The sequence below is a fragment of the Kitasatospora sp. NPDC092948 genome (genome assembly GCF_044754805.1).
In the GTDB taxonomy this organism is placed as follows: Bacteria; Actinomycetota; Actinomycetes; order Streptomycetales; family Streptomycetaceae; genus Kitasatospora.
Genome location: NZ_JBIVPU010000011.1, coordinates 84,804 through 109,985 on the forward strand (window position 1 = coordinate 84,804; position 25,182 = coordinate 109,985).

Genomic DNA, 25,182 nt, shown 5'->3' on the forward strand with positions numbered 1-25,182 from the left:
CGGCCCGTTGGTGGGCCGGCGCTGACGGGGGCTCGGCCGATGCGCCGTCAGTGCCGCTTGCCGTCGGCCGCCGCTGAACGGACGGAAACGGCGCGAATGTCCAAACATCCCAGGAATTGCGGTGTTCTACTCGTGGCATGAGCACCCACGACCCCTCTGGGACCGAGCCGGAGGAGGAGGGCGGCAAGCCTTCCTTCGACAAGCAGCCGCCGTCGGCGGACAGCCCGTACGACACGCCGCCCAGCTACGGGGGCCAGTACGGTGCGCCGCCCGGATCGGGATCCCCCTACGGCAACCGGCCGCCCGGTGACGGCCCGCCGCCCGGCCAGACCCCGCCCCCCGGAGGCCCGCACGGCTCGCCCTACGGAGGCCAGCACGGCTCGCCCTACGGAGCGCCCGGCCCCGGACCGATCCCCGGGATGCCCGCGCTCGGCGGCTGGGGCGCGCGGATCATTGCCACGGTGATGGACTGGATCATGGTGGAGGTCGTCGCCGTCCTGGTGCTGCTGCCGTTCGTCAGCTTCGGCCGGCAGGACGGGTGGGTCGGCTCGGCCTGGCTCGGCTACCTGCTCTTCCTGATCTACGACGGTCTGATGCTCAGCCGGGACGGTCAGACCTTCGGCAAGAAACTGATGAAGCTCCGCGTCGCGATGCTCGCCGATGGCTCGTCCCCGACCTCCGGCGCCGCCTGGACCCGCGCCGCCACCTTCGTCGTCCCCGCCCTGCTCTGTTGCGGTGGCCTCTGGTGGCCCGTCGACGGCCTGTTCGGCGTGTTCGACCGGCCCTACCGCCAGTGCATCCACGACAAGGCCGCCAAGACCGTGGTGGTCTCCACCGCCTGACGGCCGCCCCCGGTTCCGCGGTTGGGCCCCGGGCCCGCGGCAGCCATCGACCTGCCGCGGACCCGGGAGTCGTTGTGCCCTCCGCCGGTTGCCGACCTCGCTCGGGCTACTGGGACCGGTGGGCGTATTCGTACGGACGCGCGGACTGCTTCGGGGCGCTCGCCCCCGGAGCCGCCGGAGCCGCCGGAGCCGCCGGTACGCGGGGGCGGGCGGTGAGCAGGACGGCGGACAGCGTCCCGAGCGCGACCGCGAACCCGACCAGCACCGCGACCCGCCACACCGCCGTCTCCCCGGACACGGCCAGCAGGACCACGGCGGCGACCGTCGCGATCACGGCACCGACAGCCACCTGCGCCGGGCCGGGGCGGGCGGCGATCGGGCGGGCGGCGATCGGGCGGACGGCGGCGATCGGACCGGCGGTCGCGATCGGACTGGCGGTGGGGCGCGTCATGGCGGACAACCCTTCGCGCGGGGAAGCGGGGCCGGGCCAGGTTCTCCGGCCCGCATCGGTAAGTTCAGCCTAGCCTTTGGGAGTTGAGCTGTTCGGGGGCACAGGGGGCGCACGGGCTCACGCTTTCGGCTCCCGGCCGCGGTCTCCGCCCCGGGCCCCGGACGATAGCGTGCCCACGGACAACACCGGGGCGGGTGGCCGCCCCGCGCCACCCCGATCCGACCGCCCGGAGCCCCCCGTGACCGTCCCCGCCGACTGGCCCACCACCGCGGAAGCCGCCCGCGCCGAACAGGAGCGCCTGCGCCCCCTGGTCGTCCCCGAGGGCCCCGAACCCCCGCGCCGCCCCGGCACCCTGATCGCCGGCGTCGACGTCGCCTACGACGACGAACGCGACGTGGTCGCCGCCGCGGCCGTCCTGCTCGACTACACGACCCTCGACGTCGTCGAACAGGCCACCGCCGTCGGCCGGGTGGCCTTCCCCTACCTCCCGGGACTGCTCGCCTTCCGTGAACTCCCCGCCGTCCTCGACGCCCTGTCCCGACTCACCCGCACCCCCGACCTGATCGTCTGCGACGGCTACGGCCTCGCCCACCCCCGCCGCCTCGGCCTCGCCAGCCACCTCGGCGTCCACACCGGCCTGCCCACCCTCGGAATCGCCAAGAACCCCTTCACCTTCACCCACGAACCGCCCGGCGAACACCGCGGCGACTGGTCCCCGCTCCTCGACGGCCCCGAGACGGTCGGCCGCGCCGTCCGCACCCGCGAGGGTGTCAAACCCGTCTTCCTCTCCGTCGGTCACCGCATCGGTCTACCCGAAGCCACCGCCGTCACCCTCGCCCTCACCCCCTCCTACCGCCTCCCCGAAACCACCCGCCGAGCCGACTCCCTCTGCCGCCAGGCCCTTGCCGCCACCGCCCCCACCCCCTGACCCCACGCCCCTTCCCCCGCTGGCGTCTTGACGGACCGTTCCATGTGTTAGACATATGGACTGGAGCCAACTTTCCATCAGGCCCCAGGCGGTCGAGCGGGCAGTCCAGCGGGCAGCAGGTACGGGGGAGGTACGAGTTACATGAGCACAGGCGGCAACGGCTACCAGGTAGAGGTCGACAGCCTGCGCGCGTTCGCGGCGCAAGTCCGAGGACTGCTCAAGGAGTTCGAGGACGGCGCGGGCGGCGCAAAGGTCCACGGCCAGACGGGGCTGAGCCCGGCGGCGTTCGGCAGCTTTCCGGAGGCCGCGGCGTTGCACCAGAAGTACGGCGACATGCGGGAGGGGCTGAGGGCGGTCCTCGATCAGATCCAGCAGTCGATCGACGAGGCGCAACAGAATGCGGACCGTACCGCAACCAACTATGAGGAGCAGGAACACAACGCCAGCAAGCATCTGAAGCTGGCGAGTGACGGTTGGTCCACGGTGGCCCCCACTCCGGTGACCTCGACTCAGCGTACGACCGCGGCAGCACCACAGGCGGTGCCGCCGGCCGGGAACGTGTCGCCGTCGGGCAGCGGAGAGCCGAGGCCGAAGTTTTGATCATTCGACACACAGCGGCACCGGGCGACGCCCGAGCCGATGTTCGGTGTGAGGGGAGCCAACCGTGACCGACATGACCAACTTCAACTCCTACAGCCATGGCCAGATGCGCAGCATGGTCCAGTCGATGGACTCCGGTGCGGTCATGGCCGCCGCCGATCCCTGGCGCCGCGCCACCAACACCCTCAAGCAGATCCGTACGGCGCTGAACACTGCGGCCGCCGATGCCAGCGACTCCTGGCAGGGCGACACCAGCGACGCGTTCTACTCGCGGATGACCACGCTGGCCAACACCGTCAACAACGTTGCGGCCTATTCGAACGACGCCGCAAACGCCCTGGAGATGATGTCCGAGGCCATCGACAAGGCCAAGCGCGACATGCCCGAGGAACCCGGGTTCTTTGCCAAGGTGGGCGACGCGATCAGCGACACTGCACAGCAGACGGTCGGTATCGACAACGAAGACACCCGCACTGCCATCGCGGACACGCGTAAGCAGCAGGCGGTTACGGTCATGCAGACGCTTGCTGCGAGCTACCGCGCCACAACGAACTACTTGAAGCCGCCCCTCGCTCGCCTCGACGACTCGAAGGATCTGCAGCCACCGGACAATGGTGGTGCCTCCGCCCTCGGTGCGCTGATCATGGGTATCGGGGCTGGAATTGCTGGGCCGAACAGTGCGCCGACGGGGTCCTCCGGATCCCGTACCTCCGGTCAGAGTTCGGTGAGCAGCCGCACGCCTCAGGCCCCGAAGCTCCAGCAGGCCGTGGTTCGGCCGACCGATGCAGGCATCTCCGGAGGTACGGCCAATCCGGTCCCGCAGCCGAAGGGGCCGGGTACGGGCATCGACGGCATCCAGGGCGCGAACGGCGGCGTCCGTGGCGGAGCCGGGACGATCGGTGGTGCTGGTGGAGCCGGCGGAGTGCATGGCCCGTCCGGCAGCGGCGGGCTGGGGTCGTCCGGCGGTGCCGGAGGCAACCTGACCGGCCGCGGCGAAGGCGGACTGCTCGGCGGCGGATCCGGTATCGGCACCAGCCGCGCCGGGTTCAGCGGCAACAGCGTCTCCAAGGCCGGCACCTTCGGTTCCGGGGGCCTGGGTGGCAGCGGTGGCCCGGGTGGAGGCGCAGGTGCGGGCGGTGCCAGCGGCATGGGTGCGCGTTCCGGCGGTGGCCTGGGCGTTGGCGGCGGTGCCGGCGGTAGTGGCATTGGCGCGCGTTCCGGTGGCGGCCTGGCTGGAAAGGCCGGTGGCGTCATCGGCGAGTCGACCCATGCCAATGCTGGGGGCCGCGCATTCACCGAAGGTGGCTCAGGCATCGGCCGCAACCGTCTTGGCCAAGGCGGTGCGGGCGGTCAGGCCGGCAGCCAGGGGCAAGCCGGTGCTGGGCACGGCGGCGGCATGGGCGGCCACGGCCAGGCAGGCAAGAAGGACAAGAAGCGCGGCAAGGACCGTCCGGACTACCTCGTCGAGGATGAGGAAACCTGGGCATCGGGTGCTCAGGTCAACCCGGACGTGGTGGAATGACGTTCGGTCAGTAGAACAGTCGAATGCGACCGGCCGCTCCGCAGATCCGTCGATCTGCGGGGCGGCCGCTCCAACGAGTGGGGTGACGAGGCTTGACGACCAGTCGATCCGTGCGTGGTCTGGCCGCGCTCGCTGCGGGGGCCTTGGTGTGGGGTGTCAGCGCGGGGCCGGCGACCGCGGACACCATTCGCGATGGGCAGTGGGCGCTGAACAGCTACAGCGCGGCCGAGAAGGTCTGGCCGATCAGCAAGGGCGACGGGGTGATCGTTGCCGTCATCGACACCGGCGTTGGAGACCACCCAGACCTTACTGGCCAGGTGCTCCCCGGCGCGGACTTCACAAGTCCTGGCAAGGACGGGCGAAGTGACGCCGACGGCCATGGGACCGGAATGGCGAGCATCATTGCTGGGCACGGACATGGCGACGGTGCGGGAATCATGGGCCTCGCACCCAAGGCCAAGATTCTTCCTGTGAAGATTCACGTCGGTGATGCTTCGAACATCCAGACCGGTGACGGGGTGGAGATCGGCAAGGCGATCCGCTACGCGGTCGACAATGGCGCGAAGGTCATCAGCATGTCCTTCGGTGGGGGAGTCAAATCTGATGATGGATATCAGGATGCGATCAACTATGCCTTCCAACGGGATGTAGTCCTTGTTTCCTCCTCCGGTAACAGCCCTGGTGGGGAGATCCGTTGCCCTGCTTGCTTCCCGGGAGTGGTCGTAGTTGGGGCGATTGAGGAAAGCGGCGACGTGTGGGGAAAGGAGACCACGGGGCCTGAGATGACGCTTGCCGCTCCGGGTGCCAACATCTACCGCGCAAACGGGAAGCAGGGATACAGCACTGGTGACGGCACGTCCGACTCGACGGCGTACGTCTCCGCGATTGCCGCGCTGGTGCGGTCGAAATACCCGGACCTGTCGGCGGGTCAGGTCATCAACCGGATGATCAAGAGTGCGGTACAGCTGCCGAACAAGGGGACGTTCCCGAACGACCAGTACGGGTATGGCGTTGCATCTCCGTCGGGCGCGTTGGCACCCAACCCGGAGGTGGACAACGGTCCGAAGGAGAACCCGCTGGTCAAGCGCGCGGGTTCGGGTGACGGAGCGTCCCCCAAGTCTCCGGGGGCCGGCGCGACGGATCCGGCAAAGACGCCTCAGGCCGGTGGTGACTCCCCGCAGGCGAGCAGTGATTCCAAGAGCAGCAACGGAATGCTGATCGCGGTCGGCGGTGGTGTCCTCGGCCTGATCGTCATCGTGGTGATCGTGCTGCTGGTCCGGCGTTCCAAGAGCGGCAACGGCGGCGGCCCCGGCGGTCCGACCGGCCCCGGTGGTCCGGGTGGTGGCCCCGGGCACGGGTATCCGCCGCAGCAGCCCGGGCCCGGCTATGGGCAGCCGCAGCCGGGTCAGGGTTACCCGCCTCCGCCGTACCCGCAGCAGCAGGCGCCGTATCCGCCGCAGCAGCCGCCGGGCGGGGGGAATCCGTATCAGCGTTGAGAGAGCGATCGGTTGACGGTCCCTCGATATCGGTGAGCCGACGTCGAGGGACCGTTTTGTTGAGTGAGTTCGGTGTCTGTGGCACCGGCACTGAGGGGGAGTTGGGAGTGCGGGACGGGCGGGGTGTCTGGCGGTGGTCGGCCGTGGCAGTGGCGGGGGCCTTGGTGTGGGGTGTCAGCGCGGGGCCGGCGACCGCAGACGAGATTCGTGATGGGCAGTGGGTGCTCAAGAAGTACAGCGTGGCCGAGAAGGTTTGGCCGATCAGCCAGGGCGAGGGCGTGGTAGTTGCTGTCATCGACGCTGGTGTGGGGGAGCACCCCGATTTGGTTGGGCAGGTTCTTCCTGGTGCGGACTTCGCAGATGGTGGCGCTGATGGTCGAAGCGACAGCGATGGCCACGGAACTGGCATGGCCAGCCTCATTGCCGGGCGCGGGCACGGCGACAACGCCGGGATCATTGGACTCGCGCCGAAGGCGAAGATCCTTCCCGTGAAGGTCAATGTCGGAGGCCTCAATGACCTGAAGTCGGCGAGCGGCACGGAAATCGGCAAGGCGATCCGCTATGCGGTCGACCAGAACGCGAAGGTCATCAATATGTCCTTCATCGCGGGAAGCCAGCTTGACGACGGCTATCAGGATGCCATCAACTATGCACTCCAGAGGGATGTTGTACTCGTCGCAGGTTCCGGAAACAACCCGTCCGTAAAGATCAGCTGCCCGGCGGTTTTCCCAGGGGTGGTTGTGGCGACAGCGGTGGAGGAGAGCGGTGACCTGTGGCCGAATTCGGCTACCGGTCCCCAGGTGACGCTGGCGGCTCCGGGTGCCAACATCTACCGTGCGAACGGGAAGCAGGGCTACGGTACGGCGAACGGAACGTCTGACGCGACTGCATACGTCTCGGCGACGGCGGCATTGATCAGGTCGAAGTATCCGAACCTGTCGGCAGGCCAGGTCATCAACCGCATGATCAAGAGTGCTGTGAAGCCCCAGGGCAAGGGAACCTTCCCGAACGATCAGTACGGCTATGGAATTGTTTCCCCTTCTGCGTCGTTGGCCCCCAACTCCGCGGTGGACAACGGGCCGAAGGAGAATCCGTTGCTCCATCGCGCAGGCTCGTCCTCGGCGGATTCCGGTACCCCCGCGACGGATCCCGCGAAGACGCCTCAGGCCGGTGGTGACTCCACCACCCCGCAGGCGAGCAGCGACTCCAAGAGCAGCAACGGAATGCTGATCGCGGTCGGCGGCGGTGTCCTCGGCCTGATCGTCATCGTGGTGATCGTGCTGCTGGTCCGGCGCTCCAAGAGCGGCAACGGCGGCGGCCCCGGCGGTCCGACCGGCCCCGGTGGTCCGGGTGGTGGCCCCGGGCGCGGGTATCCGCCGCAGCAGGCCGGGTCCGGCTATGGGCAGCAGGCGGGTCAGGGTTACCCGCCTCCGCCGTACCCGCAGCAGCAGGCGCCGTATCCGCCGCAGCAGCCGCCGGGTGGGGGAAATCCGTATCAGCGGTGAGAGAGCTGTAGGTTGACGGCTCCTCGGGGAGTGGCTCTGCCGCGCCTCGGGGGGCCGTTGTGTGTGTGGAGGGTGGGAGGGGCGGGGCGTGGCGGGGTGTTATGCGTGTGCGCGCGAGGCCGAGTTCGAGGGGTTGCCGCGGTATGAGCGCATCGCTGTGGACGAGCACTGGCGGGTGGTGCACGCGGTGGACTGTGCGCTGCCGGGTTGGCTGGTGTTGTTGCCGAGGCGGCACCTGGAGTCGATGGCGGAGCTGACCGGGGCGGAGGCGGCGTCGCTGGGTGGGTGGTTGGTGCGGTTGGCGCGGGCGGTGGAGGTGGTGACGGGGTGTGAGAAGGCCTATGTGGCGCAGTTCGGGGAGGCAGCGGGCTTCCGGCATGTGCATTTTCATGTGGTGCCGCGCGGGGCGAGGCTGGGGGTGGAGCTGCGCGGCCCCCGGGTGTTCGGGCTGTTGGGTGCGGGGGAGCGGGCCTTGACGGCGGCGGCGATGGACGACGTTGCGGGTCGGGTCGCCGCCGCGCTGGCGGCTGAGGGGTAGCGCGCGGGGCGCATCAACTCGCGGTGGTCCAGGGGGCCTTGGTCATCAGGGCCTTCACGTTGGCGACGTACGACGGGTTCGGGATGACGGACTGGCCGATCTGGGCGCCGGTGGCGGGGTCGGTGACGAGGTTGTAGTGGACGTTGCCCGCGCCGGCGTTGTAGGCGGCGACGACCAGGTCGAGCAGGGGGGTCTTGCCGCTGACGGGGTCGGGGGAGAGGTCGTAGTTGCCGCCGAAGCAGGAGTCGCCGTAGTAGGCGACCAGCCAGTCGAGGTACTCGGTGCCGAGCTGGACGTTGCCGGCCAGGGTGTTGGGGTCGGAGGTGTTGTTGTACTTGGCGTTCATGGTGGAGACGGTGCCGGGCATGACCTGCATGGTGCCGATGCCGCCGTCGCAGGCGAGGATCGCGGACTGCCAGCCGCTCTCCTGCCAGGCGATCGCCTTGACCAGGGCGGCCGGCAGGGGCGGGAGGGTGTCGGAGGTGCGGCCGCCGGAGGGGGCGCTGAGGGCGAAGGTGCGGGTCTTGGCCGCGGCGGCGGCGAGCGCGTCGCCGACGGCGGACTTGGGCTCGTTGGTGCCGGTGTAGGACGGCTTGCAGGAGCTCTGCAGCGGCGGGGTGTGCGGCGGGACGGCGGGCGGCGGGGGTGCGACCGGGCCGGCCTTGGCGACGGGGGCGGGGGCGGCGGTCGGCGGGCGGGTCGCGGTGCGGGTGGGAGTGGGGGTGGCGCTGCGGGACGGCTTCGGGGAGTCCGAGGCGCCGGGTGTCGCGGAGGCCGACGGCGTGGCGGACTCGGACGGCGTCGGCGTCGGCGACGGTGTGGCGGAGGCCGTCGGGCTGGGCGAAAGCTCGACCGCGGCGCCGGCCGCGGCCTGGTGGCCGTCGTCCGACGGCTTCTTGGCGCAGCCGGCGACCGGGACCAGGACGGCGGCGGCCGACAGCAGGCACAGCGCGGCGCGCACCGGAGTGCGGACAGTCATGAGAATCCCCCCTGTTTGTGTACGAGCGACCCGCTCGCCGCAAGGAGACCGGTCCGCGAGTCGGGAGCATGCTACGCCCTGCCCGGAAGTCGTTCGCTCACGGGTCGTCAGCTGCGGGGCGTCGGCCGCGACGGGTGGCGGGATCTCGACGATCGGTGGCGGTGGCGCCCCTGGTGGGGCGGGGAAGAGGCGGGCGATGCTGGGCGCATGATGATCCCTGACACCAAGGACTGGACCTGGGTGCTGGAGCGCCCCTGCCCGGAGTGCGGCCTGGACACCCCGACGGTCGCGTTCGAGCAGATCCCGGGCATGTTCCGGGCGAACGCGGCGGCCTGGACGGAGCTGCTGGCGGGCGATCCGGCCCGGCTGCGGGAGCGGCCGCGGCCGGAGGTGTGGTCGGCGCTGGAGTACGCCTGCCACGTGCGGGACGTGTACCGGCTGTGCGTGGTGCGGCTGAACCTGATGCTGGCCGAGGACGATCCGCAGTTCGCCAACTGGGACCAGGACGCGACCGCCGACGAGGAGCGCTACGGCGAGCAGGACCCGGCGGCGGTCTCGGTCGAACTCGCCGCCGCCGTCGATCAGTTGGCGCATGCGCTGGAGGCCGTGCCGGACGCCGCCCGGGCGCGCACCGGACTGCGCAGCGACGGCGCCCGGTTCACCGTGGAGTCCTTCGCCCGCTACGTGATCCACGACCCGGTGCACCACCGCTACGACGTCACCGGGCAGCAGCATCAGGCGAGTTGATCGAACTCCAGGGCCGGGTCGCCGGGCTCCGGCGTCCATGCCGGCAGCCCGTGCGGCACCGCTTCGGCGAGCACGGTGGTGGGCCCCGTGCCGAGTCGGGCGGTGAACAGGAAGCGGTGGCCGGCGCCGACCCGGCGCGGTTCCAGGGCGAGGTGGACGAACGGCGCGGACGGCCCGGACGAGGCCGCCAGGCGCTCCAACTCGCCTTCTGCGGACCGCCATTCCTCGGCGGGGACGTACTGGCGCATGATCGAGTGCCAGACCACGGTGAGCGTGCCGTCGGCGACCCGGACGCTGCGCAGGAACTCGGCCGCGCCGACCGGTTCGACCGGGGCGGGGATCCGGGCGGCGACGGCGAGCGCGCCGTTCAGCCTTTCCAGCCGCGGGAGTTGGTCCGCCCACAGGTAGGCGCGCAGGGCGAGCGCCCCGTCGGCGGAGCGCGGGTCGATCGGCGTCGGGTCGCAGCCGCGCCGCTCCACCACTCGCTGGAGCGGCGCGTCCCGCAGCCAGGCCGGCGGCTCGCCCCGCCAGGCGTCGGCGAGCACCACCGGTGAGTCCGCCGGCCCGTACGTGAACCCGGGCGAGGCGCAACGGAACTGCTCGGCAAGGAGGTTGAGGCCGGCGGAGGAGCCGAGCTCGTGCAGCCGCACCGGCAGCGGCGCGGTGGCCGGCGCGGTGGCCGACGCGGCGTCCGGAGCGGCGTCCGGGGCAGTCCGGGCGAGCCGGCGCTGTGCCCAGACCAGGCCGGTGAGCAGCAGGTTGGCGCGGCCGACCTCGTTGGTCTGCGGCGGGCGGGTGAGCCACTCGCGGATCCACGGCAGGTGGTCGGCGACGGTGGTGCGGAACGCCGGCCAGGGGGCGTCCGGGTCGGCCGGGTCGAAGGCGCCGCCCACGCTCGGGTAGTGGGCGGCGAGTCCGGGCGCCCGGCCGGAGATCACCAGGGCATGGACGGCGCCGAGCAGGCGCAGGGCGACGGCCGACGGACCGGGGGCGTCCTCGTGGCCGGCGATCGCCGCGGCGCACGGGCCGCCCGCGGCCAGGTCATCGGCGGCCCGGCGCAACAGTGCGGCGGACAGCGGGGAGCCGAGCTCCGCACAGGCGTCGGCCTGGTGCCGGAACATCGCGACGGCATGGTCGATGGGCATTCGAGAGCTCCTCCGTCCTGGGCCTACAGCACGTCATCCTTCGCCGTCGGACGACCCTTTGGTAGCGCACCCGCCGGTGATCTCGCTCACGAGCGGTGCGGGTGCGTACGGATGAGTACGGGTATGTGCGAATGCGGTCGAGTGCGTTCGGATGCGTGAGGTGCACGGTGCGCCCGGCGCGGACGCCCGGCGCGGACGCCCGGCGCGGACGCCCGGCGGGCCGCCGGCGAACGTGCGTCAGGGTGGCCGAGGCACATTGGGGGCGCACGGCCTCCCGCGCGCGCCGGTATTCGGGCCCGTGCGGTGCCCGGCCGACCCGTGTCGTCGAGGGCGCCGGTCACCAGTCGGTGGCGCGCCGCCGGTGGGTGTGTCGGAGCTGGCTGGTGATCTTGGCGGTGTCGATGCCCACCACGTCGGCGATCTCGGGCGTGGCCAGGCCGACCACGTAGTGCAGGATTGCCAGGTCCTCGTCGGTGTCGACGTCCGGGCGCAGCCGTTCGGCGCCGGCCAGCGCGTGCTGCTCGGTGACGGTGTCGCGGAGGATCTGCCAGGCCGCAGCGGCCGGATTGGGGCTCTCCAGCACGGCCGGCCAGACCTCGGCCAGTTCGGACAGGGCGAGCCGGACCACCCGGTGCGCGGCGGCGGGTTCCTGGAACCAGACCCGGGCGTAGCTGCAGTACCGAGGCTCGTGCAGTTCGCAGAACGCCGCGAACTCGACCGAGACGCGCGGAAGTTCGGTGGACCGATCAGCGCAAGCCGAGTCCGCGGCCGGGATATGACGGTCGGTCACATCAGCTGCCTCTCGATCTGGGTCCGGACGGGGAGCGTCAACGCTCACTCTAGGCCCTCGGGCGGGTGCTGTGGGTGACAAGTCTGCTGAGATGCCCGGGGCCGGGCCCGCTTCCGGACGTTGTGTGACGACCCGTCAGCAACCGCCGCCCGCCGGACGCAGCTGCGAGTGCGTTGCAGCTGGTCAGAGATGGTAGATCGGCAGTGGCTGCAAGGCAGTTGGTGTGCCACTGTAGGCCTCATGGGTGAACGCGGACACGGCAACGGGGCTCACCTTCACGGGCGAAACCCGGACCACGGGCATGACCACCATCACACATCGAACCGGCAGCACCCCGACGAACACGCACACCGACACGTACACCGGCACGCACACCGACACCCGCACCCGGATCACGACGACCACCCGCACCCGGATCACGACGACCACCCGCACCCGGATCACGACGACCACCCGCACGAGCCGCACGAGCACGGGCATCGGCACGGCCTCGCCCACCGCCTGGCCCACTTGCTGCGCCCGCACTCGCACGACGCCGCCGACCGGGTCGACGCGGCCCTGGAGTCCTCGGCGGAGGGCCTGCGGACGCTGTGGATCTCGCTGTCGGTGCTCGCCTTCACCGCCGCGGTGCAGGCGGCGATCGCGGTGCTGTCGGGGTCGGTCGCGCTGCTGGGCGACACCGTCCACAACGCCGCCGACGCGCTGACCGCCGTCCCGCTGGGCGTGGCGTTCCTGCTCGGTCGGCGGGCGGCGAACCGCAGCTACACGTACGGGTACGGGCGGGCGGAGGACCTGGCGGGCGTCGCGGTGGTGCTGGCGGTGGCGGCGTCCTCGCTGGTCGCGGGCTGGACGGCGGTGGAGCGGCTGCTGCATCCGCAGCCGGTCGGGCACCTATGGGCGGTGGCGGGCGCGGCCGTCGCGGGGTGCGTCGGCAACGAGTGGGTGGCCCGCTACCGGATCGTCACCGGGCGGCGGATCGGCTCGGCGGCGCTGGTCGCGGACGGCATGCACGCCCGCACCGACGGGCTGACCTCGCTGGCGGTGCTGCTCGGCGCGGCCGGCAGCGCACTGGGCTGGCGGCTCGCCGACCCGGTGGTGGGCCTGCTGATCACGCTGGCGATCCTGCTGGTGCTGCGCGGCACGGTCCGTGAGGTGGGCCGACGGCTGATGGACGCCGTCGACCCGGCCCTGGTGGACGCGGCGGAACGGGAACTGGCCATGGTGGACGGGGTGCGCGGGGTGGGTGCGGTGCGGATGCGCTGGATCGGGCACGCGCTGCGGGCCGAGGCGGAGGTGGTGGTGGACCGCACCCTGACGGTGGTGGCCGGGCACCAGGTGGCGGCGGCCGCCGAGCGGGCGCTGATCCGCGCCGTCCCCCGACTGCTGGCGGCCACCGTCCATGTCGACCACGCCCCGGCGGAGGTCTGAACCTCCTTGCCGGGCCGGGCGCCCGAAAAACCCCCGGATCGGGCCCGATTGCCGCCCCGCGAGGCTGACGATCCGTCAAAAACCGCCCCAGGGAGCCCGGAAGGGCTCCCTGGCGACCTTGTGGGGCGGTCAGTGGGCCTCGGGGCCACCCGTCTTGCGAACGGGCCGCAGAACGGCCCTGGGGCCTCCGCCCCGCACATCGCCCCGTGCGTCGCTCCGCACATCGGCCTGCGCGTCGGCCTGCGCGTCGTACTGCGCGTCGTGCTGCGCTCCGGCCCAGCCGCCCGCCCGGGCGCGGGCCTGGGCGCCGGCCTGTGCGGCCGCCTCGCTCGCGGCCTCCGCGGCCGCCGACTCGGCGGCCCGCGCGGCGGCGGCCACGCTGTCGGGCTCGCGGCGCGACTGCGCGGGGATGGCGGCGGTGCGGCGGATCCGGCCGGTCTCCTCGGCGGCCTCGCGGGCGGCCAAGTAGGCCTGCACCGCGGCGATCCCGTACACCGGCTGGATCAGCTGGTGGCCCTTGAAGAACGGGCGCGCGGGGGCGAACCCGGCGGCCGTGACCAGCTCGCGGATCTCGGTTATCTCCTCTTCGCTGCGCGCCGTGAAACGGACTTCCCAGCCCTTCTTGTACGCACGTCCGTCCTCTCCGCCGCGCCGGGCGGGATCGGGTTGGCGGACGTAGCCGGGCAGGCGGCCGAGGCGCAGTCTGGCGGCGCGCTGGGCGGATGACTCGTCGCGGGACATGAGCCTGATGGTAGGCAATTCGGAACACCCGCCGACGCCGCGGGGCGTGCCACTGCGTGTGGGATCGGTCACGGTCGGTCAGATCTCGCAGGTCGGCGGGCCGAGTCCGACCGGATCGAAATCTGTGTTGATCCAATGAAAATCGGATTGTAGGCGGTAAGTCCGACCTGATCCGACAATGGTTCGAACATCCGATCCGCCGAATGGGTGAGGGTATGAGGACTTTAGTGCAGGGCCGTCCCGGTTTGACGACGGTTGGGTAACAGGTCGTCAGGTCCGGCGTCGGCTGTCGGGGGCGAGGGGGAATGTGGTCGGTATGAGCTACCGGATTCCGCAGCAGCCCACCTCTCTCGAAGAGCTCGCCCGGCGCCAGCAGAATGTGGTGACGGCCAGCCAGTTGCGCGCCCGGGGGGTGCCCGCCCGCCTGGTGAGCGAGCACTGCCGGCAGGGCGGTCCGTGGCAGCGGCTGCTGCCCCGGGTGTACCTGCTGCAGGAGGGTCCGCCGACCCCGGAGCAACGGATGTGGGCGGCGCTGCTGTACGCCGCCCAGAACGGTCGGGCCGAGGGCGGCCGGGAGCGGGCGGTGATCACCGGGGCGGCGGCGCTGGCGCTGTACGGGTTCGTGTCGATGCCGCGGCTGCCCGCGGTGCTCGGGGTGGAGGTCCTGGTGCCCCGGCAGCGCCGGCTGCGCGACGCCGGACAGGTCCGGATCCGGCGCACCGAACGGGAGTTGGTGGCGCGCGAGGTGCACGGACTGGCCTGCGCGACGGTCGCCCGGGCGGTCGCGGACGCGATCCGCGAGTGGTCCGAGCAGGGCGCGTTCGAGAGCGGACAGGTCGGCCCGGGGGTGCTGCGGGCGGTGCTGCGCGAAGCGCTGGAACGCGAAAACGGCTGCGACACGGCCGAGTTGATGGCGGAGCTGGCCGAGGCGGAGCTGCTCGGGGAGCCGCGGGTGCGTGCGGCGGTGGACGAACTGCTCGCCGCGCAGCGGGAGTTCGCGCTGGCCTCGCTGCTGGAGCTGGCCGTCGAGCGGGGCCTGCCGCTGCCGCTGCCCGGCCCGGAGCTGCGGATGCGCGGCGGGACGTACATCGCGGTGCCGGACCTGTTCTGGCCGGAGGCGGCGGTGGCGGTGGAGGTGGACTCCGAGGTGCGCTGCGTCAGCGAGGGCGAGGCGGCCTGGGTGCGGGCCGGGCAGCACCGGATGGAGTACCTCGGGGTGCGCGTGGTGTACGTCGGCTCGTCCCGGCTCGCCGCCGAACGGGACGCGGTCGGCGGCGAGTTGGCGGATGCCTACCGGCTCGGCGGCGAGGACGTGGTGGCCCTGGTGGTCACCGGGCGCTGAGCAGCGGCAAAGTGACTGCCGGTCAGCTGCGGACCACCGGCGTGCCGATCAACTCGACGCCCGCGGTGCGCAGTTCGTCGAGCGCGGCACCGGTGGTGGCGGGCGCGACCCCGGCCGTCAGGTCGAGCAGGACGCGGGTGCCGAAGCCCTCCCGGGCGGCGTCCAGGGCGGTGGCGCGGACGCAGTGGTCGGTCGCGATGCCGACCACGTCGACGTCGGTGACGCCGCGTTCGTTCAGCCAGTCGGCGAGGGTGCCGCCGTGCTCGTCGAGGCCCTCGAAGCCGCTGTAGGCGGCGGCGTACGCGCCCTTGGAGAACACCGCCTCGATCGCGCCGGAGGTCACCGAGGGGGCGAAGTTGGGGTGGAAGCCCACGCCTTCGGTGCCGGCCACGCAGTGCGCGGGCCAGGAGTCGACGTAGTCCGGTTCGGCGGCGAAGTGCGCACCGGGCTCGATGTGGTGGTCGCGGGTGGCGACGATGTGGGCGTAGCCGGGGGCGGAATCGGCGATCAGGTCGGTGATCGCGGCCGCGACCTCGGCCCCGCCGGCGACGGGAAGGCTGCCGCCTTCGCAGAAGTCGTTCTGCACGTCGACGACGATCAGGGCCCGGTGCATGGCTGGCTTCTCTCGTTGGGTGGTGCGGTCCGGAGCCCGGGGGTCGGGGCCGCGTCGGTGTGGGGGAGGGCGGTGGAGCGGTTGGCACTCTAGGCAGTGCCGGGCGGAGGCGGAAGGGCTCAGCCGGTGTACCGCTCGGTGCCGATCACCGGCTCGCCGCGGGACAGCTGGGTGGCGGACAGCGGCAGCCCGGCGCGGGCGCGGCGGTGGCGTTCGCGGGCGGCGTCCAGCGACTCGCGGCCGACCACCTCGCCGGCGGTGATCAGCGGGACGTGCAGCAGGTGCGGCTCCAGTTCGGCGGGCACCGGGCCGGTGCCGACCACCTCGGCCTCGGCGACGCCGTCGGCGTCGGGGCGGCGGGCGGCCCACTTGCGGCCGCCGATGCTGGTCTTGCCGCCGGCCGAGCGCTTGGCGACCGGGACCAGCTCGCCGCCGGGCGTGGCCTCGCGGGCGACCAGCTTGTAGACCATCGCGCAGGTCGGGTGGCCGCTGCCGGTGACCAGGCTGGTGCCGACGCCGTAGCCGTTCACGGGCGCGGCGGCCAGGGCGGCGATGGCGTACTCGTCGAGGTCCGAGGTGACGATGATCTTCGTGTCGGTGGCGCCGAGCTCGTCGAGCTGGCGGCGGACCCGGTGGGCGAGCAGGGTCAGGTCGCCGGAGTCGATCCGGACGGCGCCGAGGCCGGGGCCGGCCACCTCGACGGCGGTGCGGACCGCCTCGGCGAGGTCGTAGGTGTCGACCAGCAGCGTGGTGGCGCGGCCCATCGACTCGATCTGTGCGGTGAAGGCGTCCTTCTCGCTGTCGTGCAGCAGGGTGAAGGCGTGCGCGGCGGTGCCGGTGGTCGGGATGCCGTAGGTGAAGCCGGCCTCCAGGTCGGAGGTGGCGGAGAAACCGGCCAGGTAGGCGGCCCGGGCGGCGGCGACGGCGGCCTGCTCGTGGGCGCGCCGGGCACCCATCTCGATCACCGGCCGGTCCCCGGCGGCGGCGCTCATCCGGGACGCCGCGGCGGCGATCGCCGAGTCGAAGTTGAGGATCGACAGGATCACCGTCTCCAGGATCACCGCCTCGGCGAAGCTGCCCTCGACGGTCAGCAGCGGCGAGCCGGGGAAGTACACCTCGCCCTCGGGGTAGCCGTGGATGTCGCCGGCGAAGCGGTAGTCGGCGAGGTAACGCAGCGTGTCCTCGTCCACCACCCGCTGGTCGGCGAGCCAGTCGAGCTGCGGCGTGGTGAACCGGAAGTTCTCCACGGCGTCCAGCACCCGGCCGGTGCCGGCCAGCACGCCGTAGCGGCGGCCGTTGGGCAGGCGGCGGGTGAACACCTCGAAGACCGAGCGGCGGTGGGCGGCGCCGCTGCGCAGGGCGGCCTGCAGCATGGTCAGCTCGTAGCGGTCGGTGAGCAGCGCGGAGCTGCGCTGCGCGGTGATGGCGTCCATGGGAATGATGCTACTACCACTTAGCGTCAGAGTGACGATTTCCCTTCCGGGCCACGTGTCGGACGACCCTGATTCGCTCCGGCGTCCCACGGATGGAAGCATGGGCCGAGGGGAAGATCGAGGTCGACGAGGAGAGACGGACTGTGAGTGTCGCGCCGGTGGAGATCGAGCGCCCGGAGGTGGAGGGGGTTCCGGTCACGGAGCCGGACACTCCCTGGGTCACCATCGTCCACAACGACCCGGTCAATCTGATGACCTACGTGCAGTACGTCTTCCAGAGCTACTTCGGCTATCCGAAGGACAAGGCGCGCCGGCTGATGATGGACGTGCACACCAAGGGGCGGGCGGTGGTCTCCAGCGGCACCCGCGAGGAGATGGAGCGCGACGTGCAGGCGATGCACGGCTACGGCCTCTGGGCCACCCTTCAGCACGACTGACGGCCCGTCACCCACCGATCCACGAGGGACTGATCCGAAACACATGGCCGGTTTGTTCGAGAGCGCCGCGAGCGGCGGCGCGGCGATCCCGCTGGACGAGTTCGAGGCCTCCATCCTGCGCTCGCTGGAAGTGCAGATGCTGGAGCTGATCGGCCCGCCGCCCGGCGGCGAGCACGAGGACCCGCTGGCGGCGCTGTTCGCCGAGGGCCCCAGCGAGGCGCCCGAGGACCCGGCGCTGCTGCGGCTGTTCCCCGACGCGTACGGCGGCCCGGGCGCCCCGAAGGACCCGCAGGACGCCGAGATGGCCTCCGAGTTCCGCCGCTACACCGAGCTGGACCTGCGGGCCCGCAAGCGCGAGGACGCCCTCCTGGTGGTGCGGGCGCTGGACGGCCTCGGCGGCGGGGGCGGCGTGGTCGCGGTCGGCGCCGGGGACTGCCCGCGCTGGCTGGGCGCGCTCAACGACCTGCGGCTGACGCTGGGCTCCCGGCTGGAGGTCAGCGAGGAGGACGACGACGGCCTGTACGACCTGCCGGACGACGACCCGCGCAAGCCGCTGGTGATCGCCTACCTGTGGCTGGGCGCGATGCAGGAGAGCCTGCTGGAGGCGATGACCGGCTGAGCCGCTCGGCCGCCCGATTCGTTCATATGGTCGGATTGCCCCACTGACGCCCGTACTCGGGCGGTTGTGGGGCTTTTCGCATGATTGACTCGACCTCCCGAGGGAGTGGCGCGCGCGGCCGGCCGGTCGGCGCGGACCGGGAGGCGAGGTGGGCAGCAGATGGCACACGAGGCGGACGAGGAGACCGACGCCGTCCCCGACGAGGAGGGCTACGAGCGCGGCCTCAACAGCCGGCAGATCCAGATGATCGCGATCGGCGGCGCGATCGGCACCGGCCTGTTCCTCGGCGCCGGCACCGCGATCTCCAAGGCCGGCCCGAGCCTGCTGCTCGCCTACGCGGTGGCCGGCGTGGTGATCTTCGTGATCATGCGGGCGCTCGGCGAACTGCTCACCTACCGCCCGGTCTCGGGCAGCTTCGCCGAGTACGCCCGGGAGTTCCTCGGCCCGTTCGCCGGCTTCGTCACCGGCTGGACGTACTGGCTGTTCTGGGTGGTCACCGGCATGGCGGAGACCACCGCCGCCGCCGTCTACGTGCGGTTCTGGGAACCGGGCGTCCCGCAGTGGGGAACGGCGCTGGTGTTCCTGGTGCTGCTGTACGCCGCCAACCTGATCTCGGTGAAGCTGTTCGGCGAGATCGAGTTCTGGTTCTCCATGGTCAAGGTCACCGCGATCGTCGGCATGATCCTGATCGGCATCGGCGTGCTGGTCTTCGGCTTCTCCGCGGCCGGCGACACCGCCTCGATCACCCACCTGTGGAACAACGGCGGCTTCTTCCCCAAGGGCTTCGGGGCCGCCGTGATGTCCCTGCAGATCGTCATGTTCGCCTACCTGGGCGTGGAGTTGGTCGGTGTCACCGCGGGCGAGAGCGAGAACCCCGAGAAGACCCTGCCGCGGGCGATCAACACCCTTCCGGTGCGGATCGTGCTGTTCTACGTCGGCGCCCTGCTGATCATCCTGTCGCTGGTGCCGTGGACCGAATTCGAGCCCGGCGTCAGCCCGTTCGTGGCCGCGTTCGGCAAGGTCGGCATCCCCGCGGCGGCCGGCATCATCAACTTCGTGGTGCTCACCGCGGCGCTGTCCTCCTGCAACTCCGGGATGTACTCCACCGGTCGGATGCTGCGCGACCTGGCACTGCGCCGACTGGCCCCCGGCCGGCTCACCCGGCTCACCGCCAGCCGCACCCCCGCCGCCGCGATCACCGTCTCCTGCCTGCTGATGGGCGTCGGCGTGGTGCTCAACTACCTCGTCCCGGAGCGGGCGTTCGAGTACATCACCTCGGTCGCCACCGTCTGCGGCCTGTGGACCTGGGGGGTCATCCTGGCCAGCCAGCTCCGCTACCACGCCGCCTGGAAGTCCGGCCGGCTGCCCGCGCCGACCTTCCGTGCGCCCGGCGGCAGTTGGACCCGCTGGGTGGCGCTGGGCTTCCTGGTGATGGTCCTGGTGCTGATCGCGCTCGACCCGACCGCCCGGATCTCGCTGTACGTCTTCCCGTTCTGGGCGCTGGTGCTGATCGTCGGCTACCGGGCGATCGGCCGCCGCGACCCGGCGGCCGTGCACGGCGATCCGCACTCCCACCTGCACGCCGGAAGCGGTGAATGACCGCTCGCTATCCTGGCCGCATGCTGACCATCACCCGAGAACTGCGCGACCGGATGGTCGCCCACGCCCGCGCCGACCACCCGGACGAGGCGTGCGGCGTGATCGCCGGACCGGCCGGCACCGGCCGGCCCGAGCGGTTCGTCCCGATGCTCAACGCGGCCCGCTCGCCCACCTTCTACGAGTTCGACTCCGGCGACCTGCTGAAGCTCTACCGCGAGATGGACGACCTGGACGAGGAGCCGGTGGTGATCTACCACTCGCACACCGCCACCGAGGCCTACCCGTCCCGCACCGACGTGAGCTACGCCTCCGAGCCGTTCGCCCACTACGTGCTGGTCTCCACCGCCGAGGGCACCGGCGAGGACGACCCCTACCAGTTCCGCTCGTTCCGCATCGTGGACGGCGTGATCACGGAGGAAGACGTCCAGGTGGTCGAGGCCTACCAGGCCTGAGCCCGCCGCCCGCCGACGGGCCCGCCACGGCCGCGCACCGCGCGGCGGGCGGGCCCGTCTTCTCATTGCGCGGGACGCTGTCGACCGGATGGCGAGACAAGCATGTCAAAGCGGGGGCGGGAATCTATACGATGAGTCCATGCGTTCCGTCGATGTGAGCATTCAGGCCCCAGGCACCCGCCTCGTGGCGCGCCTGCACGTCGACCTGTGCCGGCTCGCCAGCGCGATCTGTCCCGGCACTGCCGCGCGCTGACCGGCAGAGCCGACCGACAGCCTTTCGACCCTCCCGTCCCGGCCGCCCCGGGGCCCTTCCTCCCGCCGTGCCCCGCCCGGCCCGGCAACCGACTTCACCCCACAGGAGCGCAGCCATGGCCATCGAGGTCCGCATCCCGACCATCCTCCGTACCTACACCGACGGCGCCAAGGCCGTCGACGGCAACGGCGCCGACCTCGGGGAGCTGTTCACCGACCTCGACGCCCGCCACCCCGGCATCGCCGCCCGCCTGCTGGACGGCGGCGAGCTGCGCCGCTTCGTCAACGTCTACCTGAACGACGAGGACGTCCGCTTCCTGGACGGCGTGGCCACCACGCTCTCCGACGGCGACAGCGTCACCATCCTCCCCGCCGTGGCCGGCGGTATGAAGTAATGCGTTACGACAGCCCGATCGAGGCCGTCGGCAACACTCCGCTGGTGCGGCTGCCGCGGCTGTCCGCGGCCGTGCCCGGCAACGACGACGGCCTGGTCACGCTGTGGGCCAAGCTGGAGGACCGCAATCCCACCGGGTCGATCAAGGACCGGCCGGCGCTGCACATGATCGAGCGCGCCGAGGCGGACGGCCGGCTCACCCCGGGCTGCACGATCCTGGAGCCGACCAGCGGCAACACCGGCATCTCGCTCGCCATGGCGGCCAAGCTCAAGGGCTACCGGATGGTCTGCGTGATGCCGGAGAACACCAGCGAGGAGCGCCGCGAGCTGCTGCGGATGTGGGGCGCGGAGATCATCCCCTCGCCGGCCGCCGGCGGCTCCAACACCGCGGTGCGCATCGCCAAGGAGATCGCCGCCGAGCACCCCGACTGGGTGATGCTCTACCAGTACGGCAACCCGGACAACGCCGGCGCGCACTACCACGGCACCGGCCCGGAGATTCTCGCCGACCTGCCGACCGTCACCCACTTCGTGGCGGGCCTGGGCACCACCGGCACCCTGATGGGCGTCGGCCGGTACCTGCGCGAGAAGGTCCCCGGCGTGCAGATCGTCGCCGCCGAGCCGCGCTACGACGACCTGGTGTACGGCCTGCGCAACCTCGACGAGGGCTTCGTCCCCGAGCTGTACGACGCCGAGGTGCTCACCACCCGGTTCTCGGTCGGCTCCGCCGACGCGGTCGCCCGGACTCGTGAACTGCTCCAGCAGGAGGGCATCTTCGCGGGCGTGTCCACCGGCGCGATCCTGCACGCCGCGATCGGGGTGGCCCGCAAGGCGGCCCGGGCCGGGGAGCGGGCGGACGTGGTCTTCGTGGTCGCCGACGGCGGCTGGAAGTACCTGTCCACCGGCATCTACACCGCCGAGTCCACCGAGGCGGCGGTCGAGGCCCTGCAGGGACAGCTCTGGGCCTGACGGAACGTCAACACCGCGGCGCGGCACCCTGCTCGGGGCCGCGCCGTCGGCGTTCGTACGGTATGCAGGTCCGATCGTCAGACCACTGTGACATCCCGGTATTTGTCCGTCCCCGGTGACCGCTCTGTCACGGAACCGCCACCGCGGCCTGCCGCGCCCCCGCCGCGCGCACCCGCCCCCGAGGCTGACGGCGCACCCTTGGTTCACCGTCACCGTGGAGGTGGGCAGCCATGCCCGGCCGGAAGCTCTGGTCCTACGTCGAGATCGCCCGTCACATCGGCGTGCAGGCCGAGACCGTCCGCCACTACAAGCGCCACGGCCTGCTCCCGAACCCCGACCGGCTGGACGCCCTGGGCCGTCCCCGCTGGTACCCGCAGACCATCCGGGACTGGGCCAGGGCCCGTCCCGGGCGGCGCTGAAACTCCCCGCCCCGTCCTGGTGATTCCGCCCACAGCGCGGCACGGGAGAGGGGGCAAAGTGCCGCCCGGCCCTTACCCTCGACACTCAAAGAAGCCGCTCCGCCCCCGGCGGCGCGGACGGCCGCGGACGATGGCCCGACGGGGCGGGAAGGGCTCGACATGAAACTGACCGTGGTGGGGTGCTCGGGGAGCTTCCCGTCCGTGGAGTCCCCGTGCTCCAGCTACCTGGTGGAGGCCGACGGCTACCGCCTGGTCGTCGACCTCGGCAACGGCGCCCTCGGCAACCTGCAGAAACACACCGGCCTGTACGACGTGGACGCGGTGCTGCTCAGCCACCTGCACGCCGACCACTGCGTCGACCTGTGCGCCTACTGGGTGGCCCGCAACTACCGGGTCGAGGGCTGCCCCGAGCTGCTGCCCGTCTACGGCCCCGCCGGGACGGCGGGGCGCCTGGCCCGTGCCTACGACATGCCGGAGAAGCCAGGCATGACCGAGGTCTTCGACTTCCGCGACCTCTCCGACGGCGCCCGGCTGTCCCTCGGCCCGCTCACCGTCACCGCCGCCCGCGTCAACCACCTGGACACCGAGGCGTACGGCTTCCGGATCGAGCACGGCGGCCGCAGCCTGGTGTACTCCGGCGACACCGGCGTCTGCCCGGGCCTGGTCGAACTCGCCCGCGGCGCCGACCTGTTCCTGTGCGAGGCGGCGTACACCCACGGCAAGGAGACCTTCGACTCCATCCACCTCAACGGCCGGCAGGCCGGCGAGCACGCCGTACGGGCCGGCGCCGAGCGGCTGGTGCTCACCCACATCCCGCCGTGGACCGACGCCGAACGCAACCGCCGCGACGCCGCCGCCGTCTACCCCGGCCCGGTCGACCTGGCCCGCGCCGGAGCCGTCTACGAGGTGTGAACCGGCGTCAGCCAGTGCCGGTACCGGGCGTCCTCGCCGCACACCGCGGCCCGGTACGCCTGTGCCAGCGCCTTGGTCAACTCTCCCTCGTGCGAGGGTAGTTCGCGATTGTCCAAGGAGCCGACCGGGACCACTCCGGCGGCTGTCCCGGAGATGAACACCTCGTCCGCCGCGTACAGGTCCGAACGCAGCAGCGGCTCCACCCGGACCTCCGCGCCCAGGTCGCGGGCCAGCGTCAGCAGGGTGTCCCGGGTGATCCCCTCCAGTGCCCCCGCGCCGGCCGGGGTGGTCCGCAGCACGCCGCCGCGCACCGCGAACACGTTCTCCGAACTGCACTCGCCGACCGTCCCGTCCGGGGCCAGCAGCAGCGCCTCGTCGAACCCGGCGTCGGTGGCCTCCCGGCGGGCCAGCGCCGAGTTCAGGTAGGGTCCGGTCGCCTTCGCCGCCGGGGGAACGGAGTTGGGGTCGATGCGCCGCCAACTGCTGGTCATCAACCGCAGCCCGCGGCCCTCGGGCAGGTAGGCCGGCCACTCCCAGGACGCGATCGACACGCTGGTGGCGGAGTGGCGCATGTCCAGCCCCATCGAGCCGTACCCGAGGAACGCCAGGTGTCGCAGGTAGCACTCCCGGTGGCCGTTCGCCGCCACCAGCGCCACCGTCGCCGCCGCCAACTCCTCGGTCGAATACGGCAGTTCCATGCGGAGCATGCGGGCGCTGCGGTCCAGCCGGGCCAGGTGCTCGGGCAGCCGGAACACCGCCGGCCCGTCGGCCGTCGCGAACACCCGGGTGCCCTCCAGCACCCCGGTGCCGTAGTGCAGCGCATGGGTCAGCACATGGACGCGCGCCTCGTGCCAGGGCACCAGCGCGCCGTCGAACCAGATCACGGAAGACTCGGGAATCGCCATGCCCGCCATCCTGGACAGCCCGGCCGTCCCCGCGAAGGCCCCCGGGCCCGCCGGATCGGGCCATGGCCGCCACCGGAGCAGCCGTCTCGAATGGTGAAATCACGGAGTCCGCCCACCGGTCGCGGCCCTAGGCTCCGGAAGGGTGGAGACCAGCACCGCCCTGTACGCCCGGCTGCTCGCCGACCCCGGCTGCCCGCTGGACTCCCTGCGCGCGGAACTCGACTGCGAGGAAGCCGAGTTCACCCGGGCGCTGGACGAGCTGCACGGCCTCGGACTGGTCGGGCCGACCACCGCCACCGCGAGCGGCCTGGCCGCCGTCTCCATCGACACCGCGGTCCGCCAGTTGCTCGCCGACTCCGACCACCGGTTCGCCGCGCTGCTCGGTGAGGCCCGCCGCACCCACGCGCAGGTCGAGCACCTGCACCGCCACTACCTGCCACTGCGTACCGCCGCCGCCCACGAACTGGTCCGCGGCCCCGACCGGATCGCCGCCCTGTTGGAGGACGCCGCCCGCGCCGCCCGCACCGAGGCGCTGTCCCTGCGGCCCGGCCAGGACCAGTCCGAGACCGGCCTCGCCGAGAAACTCGCCCGCGAACGCATCGCCCTCGCCCACCGGGTCGCGCTGCGCACCATCTACCCCGCCGCCGCACTGCACCAGCCGGCCGTGCTCGCCCACGTCCAGGCGCTCACCGCCGCCGGCGCGAGCATCCGGGTCGCGCACACGCTGCCGCTGTGGCTGATCGTGGTCGACTCCCACCTCGCCGTCCTGCCCGCACCGGGCGAGCCGCCGGGCACGGCGGCGGTGGTGGTGCGGGACCAGGCGGTGGTCTCGGTGGTCCGTGAGCTCTTCGAGCACTTCTGGGCGGCGAGTTGGGTTCCGCCGGAGCTGTTGGGCCGGACGGCGCCGGACGACCGGCACCGGGAGGTGCTGCGGCTGCTCGCGGCGGGGCTGACGGATCAGGCGATCGGCCGGAAGCTGGAGATCTCGGACCGGACGGTGCGGCGGCTGGTGGCGGATCTGACGGCGGCGCTGGGGGCGCAGTCGCGGTTCCAGGCGGGGGTGCACGCGACGCGGCTCGGGTGGATCTGAGGGGCGCTTTCACGTGCAGGTGGCTGTCGGGGGC

28 protein-coding genes are annotated in these 25,182 nt (G+C 72.0%); 20 read left to right on the forward strand and 8 right to left on the reverse strand.

Annotation, left to right across the window (positions count from 1 at the left end; all coding sequences use genetic code 11):
- Window positions 1–137: 137 nt before the first annotated feature.
- A complete protein-coding gene (locus ACIQF6_RS27190; protein ID WP_400899495.1) occupies window positions 138–842 on the forward strand; it encodes an RDD family protein in 705 nt (234 codons plus the stop codon).
- Between the two features lie 106 nt (window positions 843–948).
- Here ACIQF6_RS27190 and ACIQF6_RS27195 read toward each other — a convergent pair whose 3' ends face one another.
- On the reverse strand, window positions 949–1,293 hold the full coding sequence (locus tag ACIQF6_RS27195; protein WP_400899497.1) for a hypothetical protein: 345 nt from the start codon (window positions 1,291–1,293) through the stop codon (window positions 949–951).
- A 238-nt stretch (window positions 1,294–1,531) separates the two neighbouring features.
- On the opposite strand from ACIQF6_RS27195, the gene ACIQF6_RS27200 reads away from it, so the two are divergent.
- The 6 genes from ACIQF6_RS27200 to ACIQF6_RS27225 all read left to right on the forward strand — a co-directional run bounded on the left by ACIQF6_RS27200 (window position 1,532) and on the right by ACIQF6_RS27225 (window position 7,882).
- The gene (locus ACIQF6_RS27200; RefSeq protein ID WP_400899499.1) at window positions 1,532–2,221 is read left to right on the forward strand and encodes an endonuclease V; all 690 of its coding nucleotides are present in this window, start codon (window positions 1,532–1,534) and stop codon (window positions 2,219–2,221) included.
- A gap of 141 nt (window positions 2,222–2,362) precedes the next feature.
- On the forward strand, window positions 2,363–2,821 hold the full coding sequence (locus ACIQF6_RS27205; protein WP_400899501.1) for a hypothetical protein: 459 nt from the start codon (window positions 2,363–2,365) through the stop codon (window positions 2,819–2,821).
- A 64-nt stretch (window positions 2,822–2,885) separates the two neighbouring features.
- Window positions 2,886–4,343, forward strand: a complete 1,458-nt coding sequence (locus ACIQF6_RS27210; RefSeq protein WP_400899503.1) for a WXG100 family type VII secretion target — start codon at window positions 2,886–2,888, stop codon at window positions 4,341–4,343.
- 92 nt (window positions 4,344–4,435) lie between these two features.
- Window positions 4,436–5,839 carry a S8 family serine peptidase gene (locus ACIQF6_RS27215; RefSeq protein ID WP_400899505.1) on the forward strand — a complete coding sequence of 468 codons (1,404 nt, stop codon included), beginning with the start codon at window positions 4,436–4,438 and terminating at the stop codon, window positions 5,837–5,839.
- A gap of 239 nt (window positions 5,840–6,078) precedes the next feature.
- Window positions 6,079–7,344, forward strand: coding sequence for a S8 family serine peptidase (locus ACIQF6_RS27220; protein WP_400899507.1), 1,266 nt, complete (start codon window positions 6,079–6,081; stop codon window positions 7,342–7,344).
- 157 nt (window positions 7,345–7,501) lie between these two features.
- A complete protein-coding gene (locus tag ACIQF6_RS27225; protein ID WP_400899509.1) occupies window positions 7,502–7,882 on the forward strand; it encodes an HIT family protein in 381 nt (126 codons plus the stop codon).
- A gap of 13 nt (window positions 7,883–7,895) precedes the next feature.
- Here ACIQF6_RS27225 and ACIQF6_RS27230 read toward each other — a convergent pair whose 3' ends face one another.
- On the reverse strand, window positions 7,896–8,861 hold the full coding sequence (locus tag ACIQF6_RS27230; protein WP_400899511.1) for a transglycosylase SLT domain-containing protein: 966 nt from the start codon (window positions 8,859–8,861) through the stop codon (window positions 7,896–7,898).
- Between the two features lie 207 nt (window positions 8,862–9,068).
- On the opposite strand from ACIQF6_RS27230, the gene ACIQF6_RS27235 reads away from it, so the two are divergent.
- On the forward strand, window positions 9,069–9,608 hold the full coding sequence (locus tag ACIQF6_RS27235; protein WP_400899513.1) for a DinB family protein: 540 nt from the start codon (window positions 9,069–9,071) through the stop codon (window positions 9,606–9,608).
- Here ACIQF6_RS27235 and ACIQF6_RS27240 read toward each other — a convergent pair.
- Both ACIQF6_RS27240 and ACIQF6_RS27245 read right to left on the reverse strand, forming a co-directional pair.
- The gene (locus ACIQF6_RS27240) at window positions 9,596–10,753 is read right to left on the reverse strand and encodes a DUF2332 domain-containing protein (protein WP_400899515.1); all 1,158 of its coding nucleotides are present in this window, start codon (window positions 10,751–10,753) and stop codon (window positions 9,596–9,598) included. The two genes, ACIQF6_RS27235 and ACIQF6_RS27240, sit on opposite strands and share 13 nt — an antisense overlap.
- A gap of 337 nt (window positions 10,754–11,090) precedes the next feature.
- Window positions 11,091–11,543 (reverse strand): hypothetical protein, encoded by a 453-nt coding sequence (locus ACIQF6_RS27245; protein ID WP_400899517.1) that lies wholly within the window; start codon window positions 11,541–11,543, stop codon window positions 11,091–11,093.
- A gap of 240 nt (window positions 11,544–11,783) precedes the next feature.
- Between ACIQF6_RS27245 and ACIQF6_RS27250 the strand changes: the two genes are divergently transcribed.
- Complete coding sequence (locus ACIQF6_RS27250; RefSeq protein ID WP_400899519.1) at window positions 11,784–12,971, forward strand: cation diffusion facilitator family transporter; 1,188 nt, start codon at window positions 11,784–11,786, stop codon at window positions 12,969–12,971.
- 129 nt (window positions 12,972–13,100) lie between these two features.
- Here ACIQF6_RS27250 and ACIQF6_RS27255 read toward each other — a convergent pair whose 3' ends face one another.
- Window positions 13,101–13,712, reverse strand: a complete 612-nt coding sequence (locus tag ACIQF6_RS27255) for a hypothetical protein (RefSeq protein WP_400899521.1) — start codon at window positions 13,710–13,712, stop codon at window positions 13,101–13,103.
- Window positions 13,713–14,028: 316 nt separating this feature from the next.
- Here ACIQF6_RS27255 and ACIQF6_RS27260 point away from each other — a divergent pair, with 316 nt between their 5' ends.
- Window positions 14,029–15,054 (forward strand): hypothetical protein, encoded by a 1,026-nt coding sequence (locus tag ACIQF6_RS27260; protein ID WP_400899523.1) that lies wholly within the window; start codon window positions 14,029–14,031, stop codon window positions 15,052–15,054.
- 22 nt (window positions 15,055–15,076) lie between these two features.
- Here ACIQF6_RS27260 and ACIQF6_RS27265 read toward each other — a convergent pair whose 3' ends face one another.
- Both ACIQF6_RS27265 and ACIQF6_RS27270 read right to left on the reverse strand, forming a co-directional pair.
- Complete coding sequence (locus tag ACIQF6_RS27265; protein ID WP_400899525.1) at window positions 15,077–15,667, reverse strand: isochorismatase family protein; 591 nt, start codon at window positions 15,665–15,667, stop codon at window positions 15,077–15,079.
- Window positions 15,668–15,786: 119 nt separating this feature from the next.
- Window positions 15,787–17,100 carry a nicotinate phosphoribosyltransferase gene (locus ACIQF6_RS27270; protein WP_400899527.1) on the reverse strand — a complete coding sequence of 438 codons (1,314 nt, stop codon included), beginning with the start codon at window positions 17,098–17,100 and terminating at the stop codon, window positions 15,787–15,789.
- A 143-nt stretch (window positions 17,101–17,243) separates the two neighbouring features.
- Here ACIQF6_RS27270 and clpS point away from each other — a divergent pair, with 143 nt between their 5' ends.
- The 9 genes from clpS (at window position 17,244) to ACIQF6_RS27315 (ending at window position 23,153) form a co-directional block, all read left to right on the forward strand.
- Window positions 17,244–17,537 carry an ATP-dependent Clp protease adapter ClpS gene (gene clpS, locus ACIQF6_RS27275; protein ID WP_400899529.1) on the forward strand — a complete coding sequence of 98 codons (294 nt, stop codon included), beginning with the start codon at window positions 17,244–17,246 and terminating at the stop codon, window positions 17,535–17,537.
- A 43-nt stretch (window positions 17,538–17,580) separates the two neighbouring features.
- A complete protein-coding gene (locus ACIQF6_RS27280) occupies window positions 17,581–18,156 on the forward strand; it encodes a DUF2017 domain-containing protein (protein ID WP_400899531.1) in 576 nt (191 codons plus the stop codon).
- Between the two features lie 159 nt (window positions 18,157–18,315).
- Window positions 18,316–19,755, forward strand: coding sequence for an amino acid permease (locus tag ACIQF6_RS27285; RefSeq protein WP_400899533.1), 1,440 nt, complete (start codon window positions 18,316–18,318; stop codon window positions 19,753–19,755).
- A gap of 20 nt (window positions 19,756–19,775) precedes the next feature.
- Window positions 19,776–20,207, forward strand: coding sequence for a Mov34/MPN/PAD-1 family protein (locus ACIQF6_RS27290; protein WP_400899535.1), 432 nt, complete (start codon window positions 19,776–19,778; stop codon window positions 20,205–20,207).
- A gap of 139 nt (window positions 20,208–20,346) precedes the next feature.
- Window positions 20,347–20,460 (forward strand): putative leader peptide, encoded by a 114-nt coding sequence (locus tag ACIQF6_RS27295; RefSeq protein WP_338015809.1) that lies wholly within the window; start codon window positions 20,347–20,349, stop codon window positions 20,458–20,460.
- Between the two features lie 115 nt (window positions 20,461–20,575).
- Entirely contained in the window at window positions 20,576–20,854 is a 279-nt protein-coding gene (locus ACIQF6_RS27300) for a MoaD/ThiS family protein (protein ID WP_400899538.1), read from the forward strand.
- A complete protein-coding gene (locus tag ACIQF6_RS27305) occupies window positions 20,854–21,822 on the forward strand; it encodes a PLP-dependent cysteine synthase family protein (protein WP_035863054.1) in 969 nt (322 codons plus the stop codon). Before ACIQF6_RS27300 ends, ACIQF6_RS27305 begins: the two co-directional genes overlap by 1 nt.
- 230 nt (window positions 21,823–22,052) lie before the next feature.
- Window positions 22,053–22,241 carry a MerR family transcriptional regulator gene (locus tag ACIQF6_RS27310; RefSeq protein WP_400899540.1) on the forward strand — a complete coding sequence of 63 codons (189 nt, stop codon included), beginning with the start codon at window positions 22,053–22,055 and terminating at the stop codon, window positions 22,239–22,241.
- Window positions 22,242–22,400: 159 nt separating this feature from the next.
- Window positions 22,401–23,153, forward strand: a complete 753-nt coding sequence (locus ACIQF6_RS27315; protein WP_400899542.1) for an MBL fold metallo-hydrolase — start codon at window positions 22,401–22,403, stop codon at window positions 23,151–23,153.
- Here the strand turns inward: ACIQF6_RS27315 and ACIQF6_RS27320 are convergent.
- Complete coding sequence (locus tag ACIQF6_RS27320; protein ID WP_400899544.1) at window positions 23,141–24,058, reverse strand: branched-chain amino acid transaminase; 918 nt, start codon at window positions 24,056–24,058, stop codon at window positions 23,141–23,143. The two genes, ACIQF6_RS27315 and ACIQF6_RS27320, sit on opposite strands and share 13 nt — an antisense overlap.
- A gap of 142 nt (window positions 24,059–24,200) precedes the next feature.
- Here ACIQF6_RS27320 and ACIQF6_RS27325 point away from each other — a divergent pair, with 142 nt between their 5' ends.
- Window positions 24,201–25,148, forward strand: coding sequence for a LuxR C-terminal-related transcriptional regulator (locus tag ACIQF6_RS27325; RefSeq protein ID WP_400899546.1), 948 nt, complete (start codon window positions 24,201–24,203; stop codon window positions 25,146–25,148).
- Window positions 25,149–25,182 lie beyond the last annotated feature (34 nt).

What these genes read in the sequence shown, in the direction of transcription:
- ACIQF6_RS27190 (WP_400899495.1), top strand. Translation starts at nt 138, where the DNA reads ATGAGCACCCACGACCCCTCTGGGACCGAGCCGGAGGAGGAGGGCGGC.
- ACIQF6_RS27230 (WP_400899511.1), bottom strand. Translation starts at nt 8,861, where the DNA reads ATGACTGTCCGCACTCCGGTGCGCGCCGCGCTGTGCCTGCTGTCGGCC.
- ACIQF6_RS27305 (WP_035863054.1), top strand. Translation starts at nt 20,854, where the DNA reads ATGCGTTACGACAGCCCGATCGAGGCCGTCGGCAACACTCCGCTGGTG.
- ACIQF6_RS27255 (WP_400899521.1), bottom strand. Translation starts at nt 13,712, where the DNA reads ATGTCCCGCGACGAGTCATCCGCCCAGCGCGCCGCCAGACTGCGCCTC.
- ACIQF6_RS27265 (WP_400899525.1), bottom strand. Translation starts at nt 15,667, where the DNA reads ATGCACCGGGCCCTGATCGTCGTCGACGTGCAGAACGACTTCTGCGAA.
- ACIQF6_RS27280 (WP_400899531.1), top strand. Translation starts at nt 17,581, where the DNA reads ATGGCCGGTTTGTTCGAGAGCGCCGCGAGCGGCGGCGCGGCGATCCCG.
- ACIQF6_RS27320 (WP_400899544.1), bottom strand. Translation starts at nt 24,058, where the DNA reads ATGGCGATTCCCGAGTCTTCCGTGATCTGGTTCGACGGCGCGCTGGTG.
- ACIQF6_RS27310 (WP_400899540.1), top strand. Translation starts at nt 22,053, where the DNA reads ATGCCCGGCCGGAAGCTCTGGTCCTACGTCGAGATCGCCCGTCACATC.
- ACIQF6_RS27250 (WP_400899519.1), top strand. Translation starts at nt 11,784, where the DNA reads ATGGGTGAACGCGGACACGGCAACGGGGCTCACCTTCACGGGCGAAAC.
- ACIQF6_RS27290 (WP_400899535.1), top strand. Translation starts at nt 19,776, where the DNA reads ATGCTGACCATCACCCGAGAACTGCGCGACCGGATGGTCGCCCACGCC.
- ACIQF6_RS27270 (WP_400899527.1), bottom strand. Translation starts at nt 17,100, where the DNA reads ATGGACGCCATCACCGCGCAGCGCAGCTCCGCGCTGCTCACCGACCGC.
- ACIQF6_RS27235 (WP_400899513.1), top strand. Translation starts at nt 9,069, where the DNA reads ATGATGATCCCTGACACCAAGGACTGGACCTGGGTGCTGGAGCGCCCC.
- ACIQF6_RS27240 (WP_400899515.1), bottom strand. Translation starts at nt 10,753, where the DNA reads ATGCCCATCGACCATGCCGTCGCGATGTTCCGGCACCAGGCCGACGCC.
- ACIQF6_RS27300 (WP_400899538.1), top strand. Translation starts at nt 20,576, where the DNA reads ATGGCCATCGAGGTCCGCATCCCGACCATCCTCCGTACCTACACCGAC.
- ACIQF6_RS27315 (WP_400899542.1), top strand. Translation starts at nt 22,401, where the DNA reads ATGAAACTGACCGTGGTGGGGTGCTCGGGGAGCTTCCCGTCCGTGGAG.
- ACIQF6_RS27205 (WP_400899501.1), top strand. Translation starts at nt 2,363, where the DNA reads ATGAGCACAGGCGGCAACGGCTACCAGGTAGAGGTCGACAGCCTGCGC.
- ACIQF6_RS27285 (WP_400899533.1), top strand. Translation starts at nt 18,316, where the DNA reads ATGGCACACGAGGCGGACGAGGAGACCGACGCCGTCCCCGACGAGGAG.
- ACIQF6_RS27195 (WP_400899497.1), bottom strand. Translation starts at nt 1,293, where the DNA reads ATGACGCGCCCCACCGCCAGTCCGATCGCGACCGCCGGTCCGATCGCC.
- ACIQF6_RS27295 (WP_338015809.1), top strand. Translation starts at nt 20,347, where the DNA reads ATGCGTTCCGTCGATGTGAGCATTCAGGCCCCAGGCACCCGCCTCGTG.
- ACIQF6_RS27260 (WP_400899523.1), top strand. Translation starts at nt 14,029, where the DNA reads ATGAGCTACCGGATTCCGCAGCAGCCCACCTCTCTCGAAGAGCTCGCC.